Source organism: Nitrospiraceae bacterium (assembly GCA_020632595.1).
Lineage (GTDB): Bacteria > Nitrospirota > Nitrospiria > Nitrospirales > UBA8639 > Nitrospira_E.
This window is the reverse complement of the sequence record JACKFF010000001.1, coordinates 534,381-553,254: the sequence shown is the minus strand read 5'-3', so window position 1 is coordinate 553,254 and position 18,874 is coordinate 534,381. Positions and strand designations below refer to the sequence as shown.

At 51.9% G+C, this 18,874-nt stretch carries 14 protein-coding genes; 10 read left to right on the top strand and 4 right to left on the bottom strand.

The annotated features are described in order from the left end of the window. The 4 genes from ugpC to H6750_02435 all read left to right on the top strand — a co-directional run bounded on the left by ugpC (position 1) and on the right by H6750_02435 (position 8,704). Positions 1–1,125: a sn-glycerol-3-phosphate ABC transporter ATP-binding protein UgpC gene (ugpC, locus tag H6750_02450; protein MCB9773172.1), complete on the top strand. Its 1,125-nt coding sequence runs from the start codon at positions 1–3 to the stop codon at positions 1,123–1,125. Continuing rightward, positions 1,125–4,244, top strand: coding sequence for a discoidin domain-containing protein (locus H6750_02445; protein ID MCB9773171.1), 3,120 nt, complete (start codon positions 1,125–1,127; stop codon positions 4,242–4,244). Before ugpC ends, H6750_02445 begins: the two co-directional genes overlap by 1 nt. A gap of 355 nt (positions 4,245–4,599) precedes the next feature. Further along, entirely contained in the window at positions 4,600–7,092 is a 2,493-nt protein-coding gene (locus H6750_02440; protein ID MCB9773170.1) for an exo-alpha-sialidase, read from the top strand. Between the two features lie 880 nt (positions 7,093–7,972). Beyond that, positions 7,973–8,704 carry a hypothetical protein gene (locus H6750_02435; protein ID MCB9773169.1) on the top strand — a complete coding sequence of 244 codons (732 nt, stop codon included), beginning with the start codon at positions 7,973–7,975 and terminating at the stop codon, positions 8,702–8,704. A 183-nt stretch (positions 8,705–8,887) separates the two neighbouring features. Here the strand turns inward: H6750_02435 and H6750_02430 are convergent, their stop codons facing one another. Further along, positions 8,888–9,640 carry a hypothetical protein gene (locus H6750_02430; GenBank protein MCB9773168.1) on the bottom strand — a complete coding sequence of 251 codons (753 nt, stop codon included), beginning with the start codon at positions 9,638–9,640 and terminating at the stop codon, positions 8,888–8,890. Between the two features lie 697 nt (positions 9,641–10,337). Here H6750_02430 and H6750_02425 point away from each other — a divergent pair. Next, positions 10,338–11,231: an IS110 family transposase gene (locus H6750_02425; GenBank protein ID MCB9773167.1), complete on the top strand. Its 894-nt coding sequence runs from the start codon at positions 10,338–10,340 to the stop codon at positions 11,229–11,231. 368 nt (positions 11,232–11,599) lie between these two features. On the opposite strand, the gene H6750_02420 is transcribed toward H6750_02425, so the two are convergent. Both H6750_02420 and H6750_02415 read right to left on the bottom strand, forming a co-directional pair. Beyond that, the gene (locus H6750_02420) at positions 11,600–12,631 is read right to left on the bottom strand and encodes an endonuclease/exonuclease/phosphatase family protein (GenBank protein MCB9773166.1); all 1,032 of its coding nucleotides are present in this window, start codon (positions 12,629–12,631) and stop codon (positions 11,600–11,602) included. A gap of 425 nt (positions 12,632–13,056) precedes the next feature. Beyond that, positions 13,057–13,224, bottom strand: a complete 168-nt coding sequence (locus tag H6750_02415; GenBank protein MCB9773165.1) for a hypothetical protein — start codon at positions 13,222–13,224, stop codon at positions 13,057–13,059. Positions 13,225–13,595: 371 nt separating this feature from the next. On the opposite strand from H6750_02415, the gene H6750_02410 reads away from it, so the two are divergent. After that, positions 13,596–14,057 (top strand): hypothetical protein, encoded by a 462-nt coding sequence (locus tag H6750_02410; protein ID MCB9773164.1) that lies wholly within the window; start codon positions 13,596–13,598, stop codon positions 14,055–14,057. A gap of 318 nt (positions 14,058–14,375) precedes the next feature. On the opposite strand, the gene H6750_02405 is transcribed toward H6750_02410, so the two are convergent. Continuing rightward, positions 14,376–14,696, bottom strand: coding sequence for a hypothetical protein (locus H6750_02405; GenBank protein ID MCB9773163.1), 321 nt, complete (start codon positions 14,694–14,696; stop codon positions 14,376–14,378). Between the two features lie 489 nt (positions 14,697–15,185). On the opposite strand from H6750_02405, the gene H6750_02400 reads away from it, so the two are divergent. From H6750_02400 to H6750_02385, 4 genes are all read left to right on the top strand, one after another. After that, the gene (locus tag H6750_02400) at positions 15,186–15,497 is read left to right on the top strand and encodes a hypothetical protein (GenBank protein ID MCB9773162.1); all 312 of its coding nucleotides are present in this window, start codon (positions 15,186–15,188) and stop codon (positions 15,495–15,497) included. Between the two features lie 79 nt (positions 15,498–15,576). Continuing rightward, entirely contained in the window at positions 15,577–16,116 is a 540-nt protein-coding gene (locus H6750_02395) for a hypothetical protein (protein MCB9773161.1), read from the top strand. Beyond that, complete coding sequence (locus H6750_02390; protein ID MCB9773160.1) at positions 16,113–17,111, top strand: hypothetical protein; 999 nt, start codon at positions 16,113–16,115, stop codon at positions 17,109–17,111. The genes H6750_02395 and H6750_02390 overlap by 4 nt, the downstream gene beginning before the upstream one ends. A 1,136-nt stretch (positions 17,112–18,247) precedes the next feature. After that, entirely contained in the window at positions 18,248–18,832 is a 585-nt protein-coding gene (locus H6750_02385; GenBank protein MCB9773159.1) for a TetR/AcrR family transcriptional regulator, read from the top strand. Positions 18,833–18,874 lie beyond the last annotated feature (42 nt).

Sequence of the window (18,874 nt, the reverse complement as noted above, 5' to 3'; positions counted from 1 at the left end):
ATGGCCAGTCTGACCCTGCGAAATATTCACAAACGTTTTGGCAAGACCGCCGTGTTGTCGGGAATTGACCTTGATGTCGCCGATGGCGAGTTTGCGGTCATTGTCGGTCCCTCGGGTTGCGGCAAGTCAACGCTGTTGCGTACCATTGCGGGCCTCGAAGAGATCGATACGGGGACCATCACAATCGGTGAGACCGATGTCTCGAAGTTTCCCCCTTCCGAGCGCGGTATTGCGATGGTGTTTCAGTCCTATGCGCTGTATCCGCATATGACGGTCTATGACAACATGAGCTTCGGGATGAAAATTGCCGGAGCTTCAGCCGCAGAAATTGACCAGGCGGTGCGCGGGGCTGCCGAGACACTCGGCCTGACCGCGCTGCTTGAGCGGAAACCGAAAGAGCTTTCCGGTGGACAGCGTCAGCGCACGGCTATTGGCCGGGCGATCGTCAGGCGTCCGCGAATCTTCCTCTTTGATGAACCGCTTTCCAATCTGGATGCCTCTCTTCGTGTGAAGATGCGCCATGAGATTGCACGACTGCACGAGACGCTTGCCACCACCATGATCTATGTCACGCATGACCAGGTTGAGGCGATGACGTTGGCGGATCGGATCGTGGTACTCCGAGATGGATGTATTGAACAGACGGGTTCCCCCAATGACCTGTATAAGTATCCTGCCAACCGCTTTGTTGCCGGCTTTATCGGATCGCCGGCCATGAATTTCCTGGCCGGGGTGGTGGTGGATCATCGCCAGGATATCACAACGATCCGACTTCACAGTGGAGCGACGATCCAGGTGAATGGCGTTGCCGGAGCATTGCCCCCTGATACTCCGGTCACGCTCGGCATTCGTCCCGAGCATCTGGCGACGGGGGGTGCGCACAACCTCGTCGAGACGCAGATCATGCTGGTTGAGCCACTCGGCAGCCATTCCTATGTCTATCTGGACACACCGGATGCCGAAGGCCTGCTGATATTCCGCGCATCCGGCGATTTCGGTTTCGCGAAAGGCGACCGGCTGACGGTAGGTATGGCGGCAGACCACTGCCATCTTTTCGGGAAAGACGGAAGGCAGCTTCGGCGCAAACCTTCCGAAAACCTCATGACAAGTCAGGGAGATCACTGATGACCTTTTGCAAGAGACGTGTGTTGACCGTGTTGTCTATTCTTGTCCTGCTGATGATGGCCGCGACCGCCGCGCCGGCCGCATCCAATATCCCCGCAAAGGATACCTGGCGGGTGACCGCTTCCTCGATTCAGAGCGATGAATTTCTGCCGGGGTATCTGGCGGATAGTGACATGACGACCCGCTGGTCCAGTCAGGCCAAGGATGAGGAATGGGCGCTTATTGACCTTGGAAAGGTTGTGGAGATCACCGGCTTTACCCTGCATTGGGAGAACGGGTATTCGAGCAAATACAACCTCCTGGTATCGACCGATGCCCAGGTGTGGACGACGGTGTATATTAACGACGAGGGCGACGGGCAGATGGATGATATTTTTATCCGGCCCGTGTCTGCGAGATATGTCCGGCTGGATACACGGGAGAGAGCGACAAGCTGGGGGAATTCCCTCTGGGAATTTGATATCAAAGGGACTGACGACATTGTCGATATCTCGGTGATCGCGGGTGGTGGAGCGAATACCCCGGCATTGATGGATGGCCGCAAGGATACCGTCTGGAAAAGCGAGGCGGTTGACCGGGCAGAATTGCTTCTGGATTTGCGCAAGTCCAGAACGATATCCGGATTGCGTGTCGACTGGGGGGAGCAATATGCCGGTGCGGTCGATATGGCCATTTCGTTGGATGGAAAGGAATGGAAGGATGTCTCCTCCATCTCCGTCTCGGCAGGATCACAGGGGCAGTCCGATTTTGTTCCGCAAGATCCCTCGGAGGTACGCTACATCAGGCTTGTGCTGACGAACCCTATGAAAGCCGGGAGCGGTTTCGCGATTAGCGATATTTCATTGCGTGGCCCCAAGGAAGTGTTCACCCCTTTTATCCGGTATCAGTTTGATGCCCGGAGGGCTCCGTTCGGTGATTATCCACCACATGTCAGAGGTTATCAGACCTACTGGACGCTGGTTGGCCTTCCCATAGATACCGAGGAAAGTCTCTTTGATGAGTATGGCAATCTGGAATCCCGGCGCGACGGTCCCATGCTGATGCCCTATGTCAAAGAGGGGGACAATCTCTATTCGGCTGCGGTCGCGGCGAACATACGCCAGGAATTGCAGGACGGGTATCTGCCGGCTCCTATCGTGAAATGGGAGACGGGGAATGGACTGCATTTCAGGTCCGAGGCCATTACCAGCGGTCCTGTCGATGCCAGCATGACCTATGTGCGACATCGGCTTGAAAATCGTTCCGACACTGTACGAAAAGGCGACCTTATCGTCACGCTCAGGCCTGCCCAGATCAATCCCAAGTGGCAACATGGCGGATTGTCGCCTATCCATTCGATCCGGTATGTGCATGAAACCGGAAAACTGGTCATGGTTAACGACAAAAATACCTATCTGGCCCTTTCGCCTGCCGACAGTTTTCTTGGATCGCAATATGCTCACGGGGATATTGCCAACCACCTGCGAGGCAGGGTCATGCTGAGCGCCGGTGCAGACGGTAAGGGCGATGCCAAATCAATTGAAGACCAGACCGGGACCGGACTGCTTTCGGCAGCCTGGACCTATGCATTCGAATTGAAACCCGGTGAATCCAAGGAGGTAGTCTTTGCGGCTCCTCTGCATGAGACCCTGACCCATCTGAAAAAGGCCGGGGACTTCGAGACGTTGCGGAAGGAGTATGTGACCTTCTGGACCGACAAGCTTAACCGTGTGGGATTCGAGCTTGCCAACAAGGCTGTCGTCAATACCGTGAAGTCGCAGATAGCGTATATCCTCTTGAACAACGATGGCGTGGTCATCCAGCCAGGCGCGCGCAGCTACAACCGGACCTGGATGCGGGATGGCGCGATCATTTCCGCCACGCTCATGCGGCTTGGTTTTTTCGATGAGGTCAGGGATTTTCTGAACTGGTATGCCGAACGCGTGGAGCCTGACGGTCTCGTGCCGCCTATTCTCTTCACCAGCGGCGAGGTGTATGACGGCTGGGGGAGGAATATCGAATGGGACAGCCAGGGTCAGTTTATCTATGCAATCATGGAATACTATCGTTTTACGGGTGACAGAGGCTTTCTGGAAAAGCATTTTGATGCGGTTCACCGGGCGATGAAGTACATTGTCATGTTGCGTGAGCGGACGCTTGATCCGAAGCATTATGCCCATCTTGAGGCCGGTGAACGCCTGAAGGGCATCCTGCCTCCGTCTATCAGTCATGAAGGGTTTATTACCCCGATGCACAGTTATTGGGATGATTTCTGGGCTATTCGCGGTTGGGCGGACGGGATTGAAATGGCGGAAATCCTGGGCCGGAAATTTTTGGCCGACTGGGCGAGGACGGAGTCGAAAAACTTCACCACAAGCGTCAGGGAGTCCATTGAAAAAACGATGGCCTGGAAGTCTGCGGATTATATCCCTGTGGATGCGGACAAAGGCACTCCTGATCCGACCTCCATTGCCATTGCCATGTTTCCCACGGAAGCCTGGCATGTGCTGCCCGGAGATATCCTGGACCGGACGTTCCGGAACTATTACCGGATGGTGAAAGAACGGGATGCCGGTTCGACGCCGTATTCCTATACGCCTTACGAGGTGCGGAATATTCTGGCGCTCGCAACCCTGGGGTATCGCAAGGAAGCTTTCGACCTGCATGAAATATTGTTCAAGGGCAGGCGCCCGCCCAATTGGAATGAGTTTGCGGAGGTTGTGCTGTCCGACAGCCGCAAGGGTGTCTATATTGGTGATATGCCCCATACGTGGGTCGGGGCGGGTTATGTGAATTCTGTCCGGGGTCTTATCGTGATGGAAGAGGATAAAAGCAAAACCTTGAACCTGCTGTTTGGTACCCCACGCGAATGGCTTGTGGACGATGGCATTGCCCTTTCGAATTTTCCCACGCATTTCGGAAACCTGATGATGCAGGCGAAGTGGGATGACACCGATCAGCGACTGAATCTGGATGTGGATATGCCAAAAGACACGGATAGAAAAATTTATGTGCGCTGGCCAATCCACAAGGAAAGTAAGCCTAAGCAGGTGGTCGTTGAGGGCGATGACAGCTACCGTGTGGATGATCACGGTATCTGGTTCTCAGGTCATACGTTCAAGTTGGTGGCCAAATGGTAAATGGCCGGTTTGGTGTAAGGAGCCAAGAGTCAGGCAAGAGGCATAAGGGGTGGGATGAAAGACTGTCGTCTATGCCCCTGTCATGAAAGTATTCTCCTGACTTGTGGCGGCGTCTTTGCCATGGCTCAGGACCTGCTTGTTCAGGACTCTCCTTCGTCGTTTGTCGTTCACCAGCCATCGGAGTTCATGTTCCCGGTCGTATGATACATTGTGGAAGAATCCTGCGGCCGCATGCCAATGAAAAACGAAAATTGTGGGAGTCGGGCGTGTGGGTAATGGTCACCCGCTCTGTCAAAGCCCGGTCACTATGACCATTCACAAATCTAATGAGATCTGAGGAGATCGCTTGATGGTTATGGCTTGGCGTTCATGTAGGACAAAAAATCTGGCGATTCTCGGGATGCTGTGTGTGGTGGTGGGCCTGCCAGGCGTTCATGCTGCCGAAGCCGTCACGGTGCGTCACGCCAAGAATATGAGCTTTCCGTCACAGTGCGCCGAAGAAGACAATGTGAATATTCCGATCTATGGCGGCTATGTGTCCGACTATCAAATCACCGCGACCTTTCCCACCTATTATCCCCTCCAACGCGGGCAGCAGGATCTCTGTGTTGGGGATCTCACCAACTGCGAACAGGCCTGGGACATGCGGCCAACGGCGCAGATCGCTTACTACGATTCGGCGCAACGGACGTTGAAATTTGTCTGGCAGTCGCCTGGCTTCTATTGGTATCCGATTGAAACGCCGGACACGGACAACGCGGATGTCGGACAATATGTGTCGTTGGCGTATCCGCCGACAGACCGGTATTGGGTGGGCTTAGGTGCGCCACCGGCCATGGCCTATTATGACGCGCTCAAACAAAACCTCATGTATATTGTCCGGGATGAAAAGGGGACGTGGCGCCAGCCGGAGATTGTCGATTCCACCGGCGATGTCGGGAAATACGTCTCGTTGCGTATTAGTCGGGATAGGCGGCATCACGTCGTGTATTACGATGCGGATCATGGGAATTTAAAATATACCTATAAGAGCAATCCCGATATGGTGGGCGGATGGGCGACCCCAACGATCCTGGACGCAAACGGCGATGTCGGGCAGCATGCCGCCATGGCGATAGGTCCCAGAGGCAGCCTCCATGTGGTGTATTACGATGCTGACACGAAGGATTTGAAATATGTCACCAACGATGACGCGCATGGATGGTCGGCGCCCGTGGTCCTGGATGCCGTCGGCGATGTCGGCACCTATGCCTCAATGAGCGTGTACTATGAGGGGTGGACGGAGAAAATGAACGGGGCGTATGAAGGGCAGTATCCGCATATCACCTATTACGATGCGAGCAACGGAACTTTAAAATACATCTATCAGGATGCACAGGGGTGGTCGACCCCGGTGGTGTTGGATGGGGCGGGAGATGTCGGTCAATATACGTCGACGGCGTTTGGTCCTGATGGAGCTCTACATGTGGCGTATTATGATGCCACGAATCAGGATTTAAAATACCTTCATAAAGAGGCTGCTGCGGCATCATGGCCGGCGGCGATCGTTCTTGATGCGGTGGGGGATGTCGGCCGGTTTGCCTCGCTGGGGGTGACGGCAAGAGGATATCCAAATATTGCCTATTACGATGCGGATAACCAGCGTTTAAAATTTCTGGCGAAGACGAAGACGACTGCGCCGCAGTGGGATAATCCTCAGGTCATCGCATCCGGTGCCGCCGTGCAGTATGCGAGTTTGGTGACTTCGGGTTTTGTGGATATCGCGGATCTTGACGGGAAGGACATTTACAACGACGGCAATGTGGCGGTTCGAGTCATGGATGTGTCCGGGTGGCCCTATGAATCCGGGATGGCCGTGAATATCGTGGGCGGACAATCGGAGCCGGATCACGATTTTATCCAGTTTCTTAAACGGACGGACGACGCGCATGCCCCCCCGCAAATATTTGTGCTCTATGCCAATGGATACGCACGGATTATCACCCAACCCCCGGTAGGGCGGGAGGAACGGGTCTGTTTCGGATCCTCGATGATTATCGGGCCGGCGGCAGAGGACCCCTTGTTTCCTTTTATTCCGATCGAGAGGCTGGATATCGATCCGCACACGATGTCCATCACGGTGCGATATAAAAACGGATCGTCCGCGGTGTTGCAGCTCCAGGCCGAACCGGGCAAGACGACGGTGCGCGTGACGGATGTGACATATGACACCCTCACCGCGCCGTTTGTCACCATGCGTTCTATGTGGGTGGCCAATGATAATAGCGATATCTCCCGCATCCAGGCCGAATCATCCTCCGGTGTCGTGCAGACATACCCGATCGATCCGACGCATGAGGAATGGACCACGATCCCGGGCGATTCCTGGAGTTTTGACCGGCCTACCTATTCGCGGCACAATACCTCGTGCCCGGATTTCAAAGTCGAGGTGCTGCGCCCACTCGGCTCCTTTGTGACCCGGCAGGCTGAGGACTATCGCTCGGGTACCCTGCTGAAATCGCCCCGCAAGACGGCGTCCGGGGGACACACGATACGAGGGACGGGAGAAGCGAACTATGTGTTGGATCTGACCGAGAACATTGCGAATCCAAGCATTCGCCTGAGATATACCAAGGGCAAAAGTGCGGGTGATCAGGTCACGATCTTCGTGGATGGCCGGCGCCAGGCGACGATTGAGATGGAGGATGGGGGCACCCTGGGTGATTATAAGGTAACGCAAGAGATGCGATTATCCCACGCGCTCCCCGCCGGTCCCCATACGATCACCTTGGAGGTGCAATCGGCTACTGGAACTTTGGAATTGGATTATTTCGTTATCCACAACCAGGCCGAACATCCGAGTCCATAAGCAAGTCGAAGGTTCATCGCATCCAACCACCGGGAGTTTCTGCCCCGGTACCCGGGCGCCATCGAAGGTAATTTCGCATATGACGAGAAGCAATCCCATGTGATGAGGTAACCAGCCGGTAGTTGCGTGGTTCGCCGGTTGGTGGAACATCTTTTCATCGTTCAATCGTCCGGCCATGCATTCCGCCAAGTATCCCGGCTCCTCCTGTCCATTCTAAAATCCCGTTTGATCATTTCTGTTTCAGCGACGATTCATCCGATACCCTTGCCTGGCCCTGATTCCGTTATCTTAGAGAGAATCGTGGGGGTATTGTTTTTAGCTGATGGACAATGGCCGGGTATCAGATCAGGTAAAGGGGGGATGAATTGGGATGAGTGGGGCTGTTGAAAAAGGCCGCCAGCGGCGTTCTCGCCATTCTCCCATGCTCACGTACTGGAAATACGCTCTGCGCGCAAAAATGACTGCGACCCTGCAGGACGAACTTTTTTGAACCGCCCAGAGGCCTCTGATATGCAACGTGCCTGGAGGTCAATATGCCCGTGAAAATTAGTATTATTCAACACTCCCTGAGTGCGGGATATTTCAATGCCCGTCTCCACCGGAAATTGTTTATTTTTAATCTGCACGATCTATAGTAGAATCCTTCGTCAAAAGCCAAAAGTGGATGGGCAAATTATTTGTATGGGTGGGTACCGGCAATCTATGCCTTCAATCCACAAGAGCTAGTCAATTGGGGCCATCTATGGGACATGTGGCAAACGGATGCATAGCAGAGCCTGAACATCCCTGTTGTGAGTTAAAGTCCAGGAAGAACCATAGGGCGGTCTCCGGTAGGTTTGTCTTCTTACTGAGCCTTCTTGCAAAGGGGTCTGTCATGCGGATGAAAAAAGTCACTATGCAATTGACGCTCGTCACGGTGTTTCTCCTAACCGGGTGTGGAGGAGTGCAGTCGGGACAAACTACCGTATTGAAAGGTTCCCAGTTGCCGGAACAGCAAGGTTGGAAGGATTCCAGCAATGCTGTTCGCCCGTTGGATGTGGTGACAAACGGAAGTCATTTAACGCTCAACACAATTGGAGTCCTAAGGGCGATCGATCAACTTCCAGGGAAAGCGTACATGTGGTTTTATAAAGACCTTCCTTTTGATTTCGAAACAGGGTTCTCCATTGAGTTTACTTTGCAAGTGCACAAAGTGGAGAAACCGCATAATTTTCTTGATTCGGGCATCATGTTTTACGGTTCTGTCGACACCTCTGACGGGACCTTTGCAGAAGGACCTCGAAGTCATATGATCTATTTTGATGAGGATGCCATTGGATGGGGAGACGAGAAAGGGATGTTTAAAATGGATACAACTGATACCTTTCATACCTACACGTTAACGGTTGAGGGTGGAAGATTTGCCAAGGTGTACGTTGATGGAAAGCCTGCTTTGAAACGAAATGACTGGGTGGGTATACCCAGAATCGGCTTTGGAGATATGACGAATGATAATGGGGTCAATGGAAAGTTCTCCATAGGTGACATAATTGTGACCTCCGATCCCCAACGCTTCCCTTCTCGACCTGCCCCCCGTCGTCAACTCATCCCTCCTTCACGACGTGGGGGTTAGGCCACCCATTGATAAACCAAAAGCCCAGACTCACCGTCTGAAAAATTTTGTCAGGGATTTCGTTTTTCAATAGATGCATATGAGGGAGATTTGTAGGAACCGGCAAGAGGGGCCGGATGCAGATGGATGGAAGGATAGTTGTTTGCTGGTGACCTGGTTCTAAGCTGAGAGAAAATTATTGGCCTAGTCTTTCCCATAGCCGGACTCAGCATAAAACGAAGTATGTAGAGGGAATAATTCTTGATAGGTCTTTTCCCATTCTGCTAAGGGGTCTTTGTAGCCTTTTGAAACGATTTCAAGAAAGGAGCCATATTGCAGGGCTCGAGCATTATCAATGATCTGTTGTAGGCCAAATTCTTTACGAAAATTATATTCGGTAAACGCTGCCGAGGCACATTGAAGGGGAAAGAACCAGTCTCGCTCCTGATTGGTATGATAATCCTTTAAATAAAGCCGTATCTCATTAAATATTTTGCAATAGTGATTGGCCCTCAACCATTTGCCCCACACCAACATATCGGCCTCATCTTTTGTGGGTCTCATTTTTTGCTTCCAGTCCAATTCTCCAGTATCTATGCCTTTTTGGACAAATTCAGGCAGAAAGTCTTTCAAATCCCCGGAAATACCATTGAAGCCGAATAGCTTGTGGCCGGGCTCAATCATGAATATTTCACAATCCACCTGGTGCAACATGGACTCAAGCAGCCCTTCGCGGTTGGCCAATACTCTATCGGGAGCCTGCCATAGGGTTTCTGTCACAGTATCAATTTCCTGGAGGATCTTTTCCTTCGAAGCCTGAGAAAGTTTTTGAATACGCTCATGGGGTGATTCATGAATGTCCTTTTGTAAATAAGCCAGAACAAACTCATAAAGGGGATTGACGGAAATTGTTTTTCTGCGATTGAACCTACCCCGTAGTTTTTTTAACAACCCCATACAAAACCTCCACAAGTAAGGGGTAGGTTTTCCGCACCAGAAGTTTCATGAAGAAAAATAATCGGCATGAATCTTATCCCATCTCTGCTTATACACTCACGAATTTACTTGATTCCTGTTCTTCAAAAACCGGTTTCCGGCAGATTGGGATTCAATAAAAAAGGTAGCTTCTTTGGCAAGGCATCGAGGCAATCCAACAGCAAGTGAGCAGTAATCAGACCTTAACGGCTATTTATTTTAATATAGCCAGGATTTGTCTTATTGGCCAGAGAATGAATGGAGCCGAAAAAGGGAAGCAGGAAGGTTCACCCTCGGTCTCTTTGGGGAAATTGGCGATGTCGTGTCCGGCGATTCCCCTACCTATGATGAACGAGCTGAAAAAGTCGATTAGGGGAGTGTTGAATAATAAAGATTTTCAAGGGAAAATTTGCCCAGGATTAGATTTCTCATCAACGGCTCCGGGTCGGTTCAAAAAAGTCTGTCCAGCAAGGCCGCAGCCGTTTTTACGCGCGGAGCGTACGCGTCGTACGTGAGCACGGAAAAATGGCGAGAACGCCGCTGGCGGCTTTTTTCAGGTGGTATAAAGCAGAGGCTGAAGTAGACATGCTGATCAAAAAAGGGCACCCTCCCTGAGTCCAGCAATCGTGCTGATTATCCGAGGTCGTCACTCGACGCCTCACACTCAAGGAGGACACCCATGAACTCCTGTGGCATTGATTTGGCGAGCGAAGCCAGTGCGGTGTGTATCGTGAACGAACAAGGCACCCTCCTCCGCGAACAGATGGTCGCGACCGAAGCCCGTGAGTTGGGCAAGGCGTTGACGGGGTTGGGCCGCCTACGATGTGTGGTGGAAGCGGCGCCCTTAGCGGCATGGGTCGCGCAGCAGTTGGAGACGCAGGGGCATGAGGTGATCCTCATTGATCCACGGCGAGCCAAGGCGGTGATTCAGACCAAGAACAAGACGGACAAGTTGGATGCGCGGAATCTGGCGAAACTGGCGCAGGTTGGGTGGTACACAGCGGTGCATCGGAAAACCCCTGCGGCCCGTCTGCAACGGACCCACCTGCAAGCCCGCAATGGGCTCGTCGAGACAGCCCAAGCCGCTCGGATTCGGGGCTTGTTGCGGGCGCATGGGGTCAAAGTCGGCGCGGTGTCTGCGGGGCAGTTCGTCGCCACCGTGCAGGCCTTGGTGGCGGAGCATGTTCCGGCCCTGACCACGGCACTGGAGCCCTTACTCTTGATTGATCGCCAGGCGCATGAGGGCGCCAAGGCGTTGGCCCGTCACGTCACGAAGCAGGTGAAGCAGGATCCGCTCTGTCAACGCTTGATGCCAGTGCCGGGCGTGGGGCCCTTAGTGGCGGGGACATATGTGGCGACCCTAGACGATCCCACACGGTTCCGCACCTCGACGCAGGTGGCAGCCTATCTGGGGTTGGTGGCCCGAGTCTATCAATCCGGGGCCGCCAACTATCACGGGCGGATCCGTAAAGAAGGCGACAAGTTGCGGCGCTGGCTGTTCGTCGAAGCCGCTCATGTCTTGCTGACGCGGACGAAGCGGAGCTCTGCACTCAAGCGGTGGGGGCTGAAGTGAGCCAAGAAGCGAGGGCAGGGCAAAGCGAATGTGGCCGTGGCCCGCAAATTGGCGATTCTGCTCCATCGCCTCTGGCTGACCAACGCAGCGTTTACGCCCGACCCAGGGTGAGACGGGGGCGGATCATCGAAGCCCGGCCACGCTGGCCAAACAAGTGAGGGGGGGAGGGGTTCGGGGCGGGTGACCTCGTGGACTGTTTGAGACTTTCACGTCTCGCGTTTCAGCTTGAGGCCCCGACTCCGACACCATCGTGTGGCGCAAGGCGACCACGGAGAGAAGCATGAACTTCGACGCCGACTCACGCAGAAGAAAAATGAACAGGGAGGAGTTGACTCTGCTTTAGAGAAACAGGCCCATTAGAGTTTGTCCTACCAGACTATCTCCATCTTCTCCTTAACAGGTTCTTCTGCACACGACCCGCTTTCCCCATCCTGTGAACTAGGAGCGGAGAGTGGCGACGGGGAAATTTTAAATTCTGCCCGGATGGCAGGATGGTCGCTAAGAAGGTCTTCGTATTTATCATTAGGAGATTGTTTGCCTCGGTTAACAGGGTGCCGGAAGCGTTGATCTTCAGATCCAGAGCCGATTAATTCAATCTTCGCCCCTTGACCTCCTCGATAGAAAATGTAGTCCACTCGATTTTTCCAATATCCATTGGGTTCTGGACGTGCATTGCTGTCATTGAGAGCCAACTCATCAAGGAGATAGTGTTTTAAAATTTGGTAGTCCTCTCCTGAGGCCTCATTTTCCCCTTGGTCGTATTGTGAGTTGAAATCACCTCCCAAAATGAAGGCCCGATCTTTGGATAATTTCTTGATACATCCTGCAAGGAATGTAATCTGCTTTTTCCGAACGGATCGGTCTTCTTCATCTCTCCCGGCATCCAGGTGTGTATTGTACACGTCAAATTCTGCGCCATTCGGAAGACGAACCGGCACTCGAAGCAGCCCCTTGGTCGACCAGCAGTCATTTTTCCTACTCAACCATCCTTCACAATCTGGAAGCGGTACTTGTGTGACTCCTTCTTTCACTGCCTTATAGTAGGGTGAAGCTGTGGTCAGCCCCGACCCATAGGGGACACGAAAAGGAATGCCGGGACTATTAAATAACTGAAACCCAACATTGGCGATTTTAATGGGAAGGGTGACCAGCCATAATGGGGCCAGCGCTATCCGTGGCCCGTTCCCCTGCTCTACGAGCTCATAGGTGAATTCATGGACAATTTGCCGGTGAAATTCAAAGTCCTCTTGTAATAATACGAAATCATAATCCATGAGCAACCAGGCCATCAGGCCACTTCGGGTATCATTATTCCTGACAGGTATTCCGACATACATGGAATTCAGGATTGGAGAAATTCCGTGAACATTGTAGGACAAAAACCGAACGGTACAGGGCACAGGTGTCAATGACTCCGATTGGTCCGGAGAACATACTTCTCGCGGTGTAAAACCCTCTGCCCCTGAAATTTCGTAACCGAAATTCATCAATAAAATGCTAACAAGGAAGACCCCTTTCATTACGCATTTTGCTATGGCCATAGTTCACAACTCCTTTTCTATCTCCGAACCCGTATTCATCATAACGACCTCATCAGAGGAACGAGGGCATCCAACTCCCACAATTAAACCGACCTTACTTTACTTACCTCAGATTAAAAATCAAGTGTTCCTCACATGAACTCACACCGTTCTTTACCTATCCAAGATGAATTGCTGATCATGCCGCTTTTAATGATTGGCAAAGTCCCTAACAGTGAGGCGGCCACACCTCATGAAATGGGTCTACAAGTGTTGATTGGACTTTTCTCTTGATGGTGGCGCTTCTAATGATAATGGGTGTCATACTCGTTGAACACTTTTCGGATGGCACTTTCACCAGCCTGGATGACACCTGACCGGACTTCCTCCTCCACAGACCTCACCCGGCGTTCGGCATGGTTATTCAGATTCGGAATGCGTGCGGGTAATTTGAGCAGGGTGACCCCCCCCAACCGCCTTCATGGGAGTGTTGAATAATACTAATTTCCAAGGCCATATTGACCCACAGGCACGTTGCATATTAGAGGCCTCGGGGCGGTTCAAAAAAATTCGTCCAGCAAGGCCGCAGTCATTTTTGCGCGCAGAGCGTACTTCCAGTAGTGAGCACGGAAAAATGGCGAGAACGCCGCTGGCGGCTTTTTTCAACAGCCCCTTCATGGTCCCTTGAAAGGTGGGGCAGAACCTGGTAACACGGACGCGAAGCAGATGCTGACCAGAAATCGGGGAGCCACACTCTACCATGGTCGAAAGCCCTGTGGGATGTCTCGTTAGACCTGCAATGTGTTTATGGTATCTTCCGACGCCCCACCAGGGAAAAAACAGGATGGAAGAACCCGCCAATCCACAGATGGTCGAGATTTCGCCGGGGAGAAACGGTCGCGACGAGGAGGTTCTGATGGGTATGAAAGTATGCCGTGTTCAGAATTTCTCTATGCTTTGGATAGGAACCATCGTGTTGGGCCTTACCCTCCCGGGGCTTTCTCTTTTAGGTTGTCGTATGTACTACGAAATGGAGGGCGTCGCCACCCTTGCCGGGGTTGAGAAGGAGTTGGACATGTGGCTGGGGAAAAGCAAGGAAGAACAAATCCAAAAAATGGGTGATCCGGTGATGTGCATGCTGTGGGATGAACATGGAGAATTCTGCCATTGGGTGGATTCAGGAGAATCTACAGATGATTCTTTCCACCCAAAACGTATTTTTTATTATGACAATAACGGCGTGGTGTGTGGATGGACTTATACGGGACAGTGGGCAGATCAAACCAAAAACTTGTGCAAAAGATAAGGGTGCATTCTAAAAACCGGCAGGGCCTCCTGTTGAAGGGGCCTTTGGCCCCTGCGGCAATCTGGGGAATCATGCCCTCGCGGGCACTGAGTGAGTATGGTCAAATTAATTGAAATTGTTCAGAAAACCAGGAACGCACAGATTCAAAATTTGTTGAATGAACCACATTCAGATTACCGAATCGAGGTAGGAAATCAGCTCAGGTTGACGTACGGTGTCAAAACCACCCACAGAGACACGCTTTGTCAGAGGCGATTCAGGATTCTCCATGCCCGGGCAGAGAGGAAGATGGTAGAGCAAGACCCCGTCCCCCACCGTTTAATATGGTGAATAAGGTTGGAGGGGTCCCCAACGCAGTCGGTCATATGTCCGCAGCCGGTTCATTTGGTTTAAGTCATGCTGTAATGCCTCCTGCCGGTAACGATCGTGTTGTTGCCGTTGTTGGACACGCTGTTGTTGGTACCATGTATCGAAGTTTTGCAACGACTCTGGGGAAGAAGGGATAGGGGTTTGGTCATAGAAGGATCTTGGGGGAGTCGGGTGAAGCTGTGAAGTCGGTCGCCAGGAATCATCGCCGAATTGGGCCCAGGTACTTCCAGCCATACCCAGGAAACATCCAAAAAATATTAGTGCTCGCATGCGGTAGCCCTCCTGTATATGGGGAAAAAGATGTTCCCGGATCGCCTTTCATTCGAATCAGGTGGTAGCGTGGCAAGATTCGCAATGAAAGGCAATTCATCAAATAGGTAATGAAAGGAATGTTTCCGACGTCTTGGCCCGTTACCGTTCACGCTGCGGCATGTTGGAGGCCTTTTCCCGGGTGGGAATCTCCTCCCGCACTCCCACTAGGGAGCCATGGCCCTCTTGTGCCTTCGCATAGCGGGCGTCGCCCCCTGAGGGGGAAATATTCCTCTTGCCAAATCCTTTCCGGCGAACGCGCTTCCCGAACCGGACTTGATGGAGCGTCTCAACTCAGGGGCTCTTGCAGGTATTGTTAATTCAACGCATATTTGGCACTCTCGGGGGTATGCATTCCAAAACGCCGGCTATTAACGCCATCGTTTTCCAACCGAAATTATTTGTCATGGGAAGTGGCTGTACTATCGCATTTGTCTGAAGTTTCGGGAGGTGGAGGAGCTTCTGGTTGGAGGATGCTACATCGCCAGCTATGAAATCCTTCGCCAATGGTGTCAGAAGTTTTTCTCTGCCTATGCATGCAAACTCATGGAATGGCAAGATCGTTCGGGTGATACTTGGCAACTCGATAACATGTGTAATGTCATTCAGAGACCACCGCACTTTTTGTGGCGAGCCGTGGACCAGGATGGGAAGAGGATTGCTGTGCTTGTGCAACTCCGACGCATGGAAATACAGACTGTCTATTATCGCCTACTGGGCAGCCAGGCCTTTCGGGTCTGGAAGGAATGGGTGTGTGCATAAGGGGTGAGAGAAATCCCGTCTCAATATGTTCACATCAAGTTAAATGAACAATTCCCCGCGATAGGCAGGAGACTTGAGTATGGCGAGCACAACCGGTATGAGAGGGGGAGGCTTCTACGATGCGCACTCATCCGGGCAGCGCGCGGCGATGGATGAATTCCTTCCCTGGATCGTAGAGGCTATGGCCGGTCTGCCCTTGCCGACGAACGGCACGCCGATCGCGTTGCTTGACCTCGGCTCGTCGGAAGGCGCCAATGCGATTCATGCGGTAGGGGCGATCATCGAGGCGCTGCGCGATCGCACCCCGGCCGACATCTGGACTTTCTTTGATGATCTGCCCACGAACGACTTCAATCAGCTCTTCGCCAATCTCTTCCCCGATGCGACGCTCTCGAGTCGCACTGCGGGTATTTATCCGGTTGCCGTCGGCGGGTCGCTTTTCGAGCGTGTCGCTCCGGCTTCGAGCCTTGACATCGCGACGACCTTTAATGCGGTGGGCTGGCTGTCGGCGTTGCCCCCGACCCGCCTGCCGGGGTTCATCTCCCCCTCGCCCCCGGCGCAGCGTGGTCACAGTAATTTCCAGATCAGAATAGGTAAGGAGTACAGGGGGACATCTTGAAAATCACTTTGTCTTCAGGAGAAAAAATTCTCTTAGTTTGCTTGGCAACACTGCTCTTGTCTGGCTGTATCTCAAGGCAGGCAAAATATGAAAAGCCTGAATCCTTCACCACCCAGGCGGTTGAAGAATGTCATGCCGTTAAAGAAAGACAAAAACTAACATCACAATTGGAATGGGCCAAATGCATTAATCCAAAAATCACGGAAGCTTCGAAGGCTGCAGAGTTTTCCCTACCCATCGGGTTAACAGCGTCGATGACTTTTGAATATCAAACATACGAGAATTACCCTGGACCCGGTGGATGGACGGACTTTCCCCTAAGTCCTAATAAATGGAAAAGCCAACTGCATATGACAAACGAGGATGCGGGAGTATTCGCAATCATTCCTATTTTCCTTTTCAACGAGCGATATAAAAAAGATACCCGGTGGATTGAGAACTCTATGGCCATTGGTCCCCTTCGCTATCAGGCAAGGTTAAGGAGGGAAGTGCCGTTCCCGGTAAGAGGCGTTCCAGAATACGCCCCAGGAGTCGTATCCGAGAATGTGTTCCTGCAAAGGAACCAACATGACTTTCCCCCTTCCAAAGAAAAGACAGGTGGGTTTTATAGTGTCCTCAATATGAGGGCGTCGCTTCAGCAGGCTGGAGAGCGCCAGCGCTGGAGCCGTCAAGCTCTTTCACCTGGGAACACGCTGGATATTGAATGGGATTCATGGAGTCTTTGGGCGTTTCCGGAACACATTCGACAAACGCAGGATTTTTTTGTTTCAACCCTTGGACCGGTCATGATCAAAGCCGGAAAGAATACCAATTACGCGGTGATTCCGGTTGTGCAGTTCGCAGCAGACAATCCTAAACATTCCCGGAGGCTTAACGGGAAAGACGTCCAGTTTATCGAGCTTTCAATCACCGGAATTCAGGGCATTGAGAGGAGTTCTCCGGAAATCCACGCCTTCCTTCAAGCCCTATTGAAGGAATTGCCCGAAAAGTATTGAATCAAGTGGGTGAGGGAAACCGTTAAACTCGGGAAGGCATAGGCCTTCTACCTCGAACAACAGGACAAAGAGAGCCCGAACAATCTGCATTCGCAAAAAGATGGTTTTTGTAAGACTTGGTAATAGTAGGCGATCTTTCCAGTTGATCGGTGTGTGATGATATCTCAGGAGTGTGGAGGAAAACAGCCCGATTGATGCGGGGAGGATGAAGAACGAAGGTTGAGAGGCCCAGGAGGAATCGAACGGAGGCACGTTTTCGGGTAAGAGTGAGCAGGAACAGCTGGTACTTCAGGAGGAGGGTCTCGGCAATCTGACCCTTATGCCGCCGCCTCTGAGTCCTTTGAAAAATATGAATAAGAGGTCAGTGAAAAGCATGAGCATCTTCTTCATGGCTGCGGACCGTAAGAATAGGTGAAATGAAGATCAAGGCGTGCGGAGGAGCGCTGTGGAATTGGCGATTAGGAATTCGCCATGCATAGGTTGGCGGAGAGGGCGGGAATTTGAAGTCGTGCGGGTCTGGTGAGTGCCGCACTCCCACTAGGGGGCCATGACCCCTCGTGGCTTCGCATGGCTCCGGTAACCTCTTGAAGGGGAAATATCCCCTTCAGAACCCCCTGTTCAAATCCCACCTTCTTTTATGTAAGGTGGTTGCTCCGCTTTCCGCTTGTTATTCTTATGCTGCGGCACTGGCTGGCGATGTGCGCAGTCAGCCTCGAATTTCTCTCTGCAGAACTTTGATTCTTCCTATTCTATCTAGTGGTTATTGGTGACTGCCGGGCTATCGGATAGTCACTTTCCTTCTCCGTTTTTAAGAGGGAAAATACAGGGAAAATTTTTTGTTTAAGAGACTTTTTGACTAAAGTGGCCTAACTTTTAATGAAAACAAAGTGTTTAGCTTTAAAAATTTTCAGGCTAAGACTCCAATACCAGGGAATTAACAGGGAATTAGATTCCATCGAATGGTGCGGTTGAATTCTCAGGGGGGAGTCCCTAATGCCCTAACAGGATGGGTCGGTCAACACAATTCATTCCTGCTCTGGGAGTATTAATTAGGAACGTGCCCGGTACACGGAACCAAGTAAAAAATATTTTAAGAGTTTATTGACTAACTAATTAGTTAATGTTATTTTCACTGCATGTCGAATACACCCCGAACCCCAGCACGAGAGAAGATCCTGGCTGCGGCCACCACGCTTTTTTTTGAGCGGGGCTATCAAGGGACCACGGTTGATGATGTCATTCAACGTTCGGGTGTATCCCGCCCCACGCTTTATTCCCACTTTGCCACGAAGGAAGACTTAGGGGTTGCGTATCTGCAACTGCAGCGACAACAAGACCTCGTAAGCATTAAGGAGGCCATACGAAAAGAAAAGACCCCGGAGAGTCGCTATTATGGCATCATCCAACTGATTGCCGACCACCTGGTAAAAAACGATTTCCGTGGATGCCGGTACTTTAACGTCATTGCCGAACTTCGGGAGGCCAGTAATCCGTTGGTCAAAGAAGCCCGGCATTACATCGAGAATCTCCGGGAATTTATTCGTGAGGTGGTGATCGATCTAAAAGACTCCCATAAGAAATATACAAATATGGATACCGACCGGGTCACCGACCTGTACTATCTGCTGGTCGCTGGGGCAATTATGGGGAGTCAGGAATATCACGAGCGATGGCCTATTGACCGCGCGATTGAGGAGGTCAAGCGGTTGATTAAGGAATAATTTTTTTGGGAATTCACTTAACTGAATAGTTAATCAAGAAAA

What these genes read in the sequence shown, in the direction of transcription:
- ugpC (MCB9773172.1), top strand. Translation starts at nt 1, where the DNA reads ATGGCCAGTCTGACCCTGCGAAATATTCACAAACGTTTTGGCAAGACC.
- H6750_02445 (MCB9773171.1), top strand. Translation starts at nt 1,125, where the DNA reads ATGACCTTTTGCAAGAGACGTGTGTTGACCGTGTTGTCTATTCTTGTC.
- H6750_02440 (MCB9773170.1), top strand. Translation starts at nt 4,600, where the DNA reads ATGGCTTGGCGTTCATGTAGGACAAAAAATCTGGCGATTCTCGGGATG.
- H6750_02435 (MCB9773169.1), top strand. Translation starts at nt 7,973, where the DNA reads ATGAAAAAAGTCACTATGCAATTGACGCTCGTCACGGTGTTTCTCCTA.
- H6750_02430 (MCB9773168.1), bottom strand. Translation starts at nt 9,640, where the DNA reads ATGGGGTTGTTAAAAAAACTACGGGGTAGGTTCAATCGCAGAAAAACA.
- H6750_02425 (MCB9773167.1), top strand. Translation starts at nt 10,338, where the DNA reads ATGAACTCCTGTGGCATTGATTTGGCGAGCGAAGCCAGTGCGGTGTGT.
- H6750_02410 (MCB9773164.1), top strand. Translation starts at nt 13,596, where the DNA reads ATGGAAGAACCCGCCAATCCACAGATGGTCGAGATTTCGCCGGGGAGA.
- H6750_02405 (MCB9773163.1), bottom strand. Translation starts at nt 14,696, where the DNA reads ATGCGAGCACTAATATTTTTTGGATGTTTCCTGGGTATGGCTGGAAGT.
- H6750_02395 (MCB9773161.1), top strand. Translation starts at nt 15,577, where the DNA reads ATGGCGAGCACAACCGGTATGAGAGGGGGAGGCTTCTACGATGCGCAC.
- H6750_02385 (MCB9773159.1), top strand. Translation starts at nt 18,248, where the DNA reads ATGTCGAATACACCCCGAACCCCAGCACGAGAGAAGATCCTGGCTGCG.